General features: G+C 71.6%; 4 protein-coding genes. 3 read left to right on the top strand and 1 reads right to left on the bottom strand.

What is annotated here, in order from left to right; all coding sequences use genetic code 11:
- The coding region (locus tag QL987_RS16720; RefSeq protein WP_290158779.1) for a winged helix-turn-helix domain-containing protein at positions 1-258 on the bottom strand (258 nt) is incomplete at its 3' end.
- 75 nt (positions 259-333) lie between these two features.
- Here QL987_RS16720 and QL987_RS16715 point away from each other — a divergent pair.
- The 3 genes from QL987_RS16715 to rlmN all read left to right on the top strand — a co-directional run bounded on the left by QL987_RS16715 (position 334) and on the right by rlmN (position 3,498).
- Positions 334-1,071 (top strand): pyridoxamine 5'-phosphate oxidase family protein, encoded by a 738-nt coding sequence (locus QL987_RS16715; protein WP_290158778.1) that lies wholly within the window; start codon positions 334-336, stop codon positions 1,069-1,071.
- Positions 1,072-1,309: 238 nt separating this feature from the next.
- Entirely contained in the window at positions 1,310-2,110 is an 801-nt protein-coding gene (locus QL987_RS16710) for a C40 family peptidase (protein ID WP_290158777.1), read from the top strand.
- A 155-nt stretch (positions 2,111-2,265) separates the two neighbouring features.
- On the top strand, positions 2,266-3,498 hold the full coding sequence (rlmN, locus tag QL987_RS16705) for a 23S rRNA (adenine(2503)-C(2))-methyltransferase RlmN (protein WP_290158775.1): 1,233 nt from the start codon (positions 2,266-2,268) through the stop codon (positions 3,496-3,498).
- The last annotated feature ends 374 nt before the right edge of the window (positions 3,499-3,872 follow it).

Here is a 3,872-nt window from a genome sequence, read left to right as displayed (position 1 = left end):
CTCGCTGCCTGCGCCCGCTACCGGGCCGCCCCCGACGTCCCCGGTTCTCATGCCGGCCGCACCCCCGACCACCCGGGCTGCAGCCCCGTGCCGCGTCCGGATGTAGCCCTCGCCGTCGAGCTGCTCGTACGCCGCCACCACCGTCCCGCGTGCCACCCCGAGCTCAGCCGCCAGCGCACGGGTCGACGGCAGTGGGTCGTCCGTACCGAGCGTCCCGTCGTGCACCAGTCCGCGGATGCGTGCGACAACTGCGGCCACCTTGTTCGACTGGTCCACTCGAACCGCTCCGATCTGGTCTACGTGCTGATCCAGTGCTGACCCTAGCGTCGGACCGTGCCCACCGACGAGACCCTGCCAGCCCTGCCAGCCCTGCCCGCCCTGACCGTGCGACGGCTCCGCGACCGCCAGCAGACCGACCCCGAGGCCCTCCGCCAGGTCCTCGCCGAGGGCTTCGTCGCCCACGTCGGCCTGGTCCGCGACGGCTTCCCGATCGTGCTGCCGTTCCTCTACGGCGTCGGTGACCTCGGCGCCGGCCCCGTCCTGCTGCTGCACGGCTCGACCGGCGGTGGCCTCTTCCTCGACGCCGGCGCGGCGGGCGTTCCTGTCTCGGCGACCATCACCCACCTCGACGGCATCGTCTTCGCCCGCTCGACCTTCGACAGCTCGGCGAACTACCGCAGCGCGATGATCGCTGGACGGGCGACCGTCGTACCGACCGAGCAGCGGGCCGACGCACTCCGCCAGGTCGCGGACCACCTCATGCCCGGCCGCCGGGCCGAGGTGCGCGAGATGACCGCCAAGGAGGTCCGGCAGACCCAGGTCCTGCAACTGCCGCTCGACGCCGCCAGCGTCAAGGTCCGCGCCGCCGGTGTGGGGGAGTCACCCGACGACGGCGAGGACCACAGCGTCTGGGCCGGCGTCCTGCCCGTCGCACTCCGGGCCGGTGCTCCGGTGCCCGGAGCGCTCGCCGCGGCCGGAGCGACACCGGTCGACGACGCCGTGGTCGCGCTCGCCGCTCGGCTCGACGCGGCCGCCGACGGACGGGAGGCCCGACTCGCCGCCGGCATGTGAGGCCTCTCGGCGAGTCTGTGACGGGCTGCAGGAACGAGGTCGGGTTCTCCAGGCGGGATCAGGTTCGTGACCAATACGTTATCTTCCCGAGTCGCCGCTCCAGAAGGACGGCTCGGACCCGGAAGGAACCATGGGACGCCACGCTCTGCCCGCCCTCGACGAAGGCCGTCGAGCCGCACCCGTCCCGCCGCCTGCCGCACCCCGCGCACGAGGCCGCCGCTCCGCCTCCGGTCCCGCCGTGGCCCGCACCACCTTCGTCGAGCACCAGCGCCCGGCCCGCGTGGTCGCCCTCGCTCCGGCTCGTCCGGTCCGACCGGCGACGAGCGCGTTCGTCTCGCGGAACGCCGCCATCCGGGCCGAGCGTGCCGCCGACCCGCGTCACATCCGCCGGGCCGCGAACGCCAAGCGTGCCGCGCTGCTCATCGCCCCGGCGCTCGCGATCACCTCGACCCTGTCGCTGTCGATCCCGGCCGAGGCCGCGACGGCCGCCCCCGCTCCGACGACCACCACCACGACGTCCCTGGCGCTGCAGACCTACACGGTCGCCCACGACGTCCAGGTGCCGATCGTCTCCTCCGACGGCGTGACGACGACCTCGATCGTGTCCTACCCGACCCTCGTGCTCCGCTTCGGCGTGACCGAGACCCAGGCGAAGTCGGCGCTGTCCGCTGCGCTCTCGGCCGGCGGCGACCGCGCCACCGTGCTCCAGACGGCGCTGCAGTACCTCGGCGACCCGTACGTCGAGGGCGGTGCCAGCCACGCGGGCATCGACTGCTCCGGGCTGACGATGGTGGCGTACCAGTCGGTCGGCATCCAGCTCGCTCACTACGTCCCGACGCAGGACGCGGTCGCCACGACCGTGCCCGAGTCCGAGGCGCTGCCCGGCGACATGGTCGTCTACGACAACGACGACCACGTCGGCCTGTACCTCGGCCAGGGACTCGTGCTGCAGGCACCGCACCCGGGCGAGGTCGTCGACATCGTCCCGATGTACCCGGCCGCCCACCACTTCGCGCGTCTCCTGCCCGCGGGCGTCTGAGCCCCGACCGCAGCGCACCCACCGGCCCGCACCGCGACCTGACCCGTGTCCGGGAGCAGGACGCGGGGCACGGGTCCGGCGTCTGGCGTCCGGTGACCCGTGACGGGCGGGACCGGTGCGCCCGAGGGGTTGCGAGCCTCCCGTAAGCTGGAGTGATGGCCACCGACACCCGCACACCGTTCGAGGAGCAGCGCTCTGCCCGCCCGCAGGTGCGCCCGCGCACCGAAGGATGGCAGCAGGCGACCGGGACCGACGGTCGGCCGTTGCTGCAGTTCGCGTCCCCGAAGCGGGGCAAGCCGCCGGTGCACCTGGCGGACCTGACGGTGGAAGAGCGCGAAGCCAAGATGAAGGAACTCGGTCTGCCCGGGTTCCGCGCCAAGCAGCTCGCCACCCACTACTTCACGCACTACACGTCCGACCCGGCGAAGATGACCGACCTGCCGTCGGCCCAGCGTGACGAACTCGTCGCGGGGCTGCTGCCGCCCCTGCTCACCGAGACCCGTCGTCTCGAGACCGACAAGGGCGACACGATCAAGTTCCTCTGGAAGCTGCACGACGGCGCCCTGGTCGAGTCGGTGCTCATGCGGTACCCGGGGCGCATCACGCTCTGCGTCTCGTCGCAGGCCGGATGCGGCATGAACTGCCCCTTCTGCGCGACCGGGCAGGCGGGCTTGACCCGCAACATGTCGACGGCCGAGATCATCGACCAGATCGTGCAGGCCAACGCCGCGATCGCTGCCGGTGAGCTCGGGGGTGACCCGCGCAAGGGCGGGCAGGACCGTGTCGACGCCGAGCGGGTGACGAACATCGTGTTCATGGGCATGGGGGAGCCGCTCGCGAACTACAAGCGCCTGATGGACGCCGTGCGGTTGATGGTCGCTCCGCAGCCGAACGGCCTCGGGATGAGTGCCCGCGGCATCACCGTGTCGACCGTGGGCCTGGTGCCCGCGATGCTCAAGCTCGCCGACGAGGGGATCCCGCTCACGTTCGCGCTCTCGCTGCACGCGCCGGACGACGAACTGCGTGACGAGATGATCCCGGTGAACTCGAAGTGGAAGGCCGACGAAGCGATCGACGCCGCCCACAACTACTACGTCAAGACCGGTCGGCGGGTGTCGATCGAGTACGCGCTCATCAAGGACATGAACGACCACGCCTGGCGTGCGGACCTGCTGGCGGAGAAGCTCAACAAGCGTGGCAAGGGCTGGGTGCACGTGAACCCCATCCCGCTGAACCCGACGCCCGGCTCCGTGTGGACCTCGTCCGAGGTGCACGTGCAGGACGAGTTCGTCCGGCGACTCAACGCTGCGGGCATCCCGACGACCCTCCGCGACACCCGCGGCAAGGAGATCGACGGCGCGTGCGGGCAGTTGGCCGCGGCCGACTGACGTCGGTCCACGGTCGTCCGTTCGACCACGCCGGTCGCGTCGACGACCGGTCTGCCGGGAGGCGCAGTGCGAGTCAGCACTGCGCCTCCCGTCGTTCCCGGGGCAGGCAGCGCAGCCGCCCATCCGGGCACACCGCCGCGACACGCCCGGGCGGCGTGCTGGCTTGGCGCTGCCGTTCACCCGTGCGTAGAGTAATCACTCGTTGCCGCTGAGGCGGAGAACGGAACGGCCGAGACACTGACCGGGTCACTGACCTGGGAGATGCAGTCTGGCTCCGATCTTCCCCGGGCAACGAACCAGCCTCTCTGGCGGAGCATCTTCGTGGTGTCGAGTGGGGAGTGCGTCTGGTCCTTGAGAACTCAACAGCGTGCACA

The organism is Curtobacterium sp. APC 4022 (genome assembly GCF_030407555.1).
GTDB lineage: Bacteria > Actinomycetota > Actinomycetes > Actinomycetales > Microbacteriaceae > Curtobacterium.
This window is presented reverse-complemented; position numbering and strand designations above follow the sequence as displayed.

Coding starts and splice junctions, on each gene's coding strand:
- rlmN (WP_290158775.1), top strand. CDS start 2,266: ATGGCCACCGACACCCGCACACCGTTCGAGGAGCAGCGCTCTGCCCGC.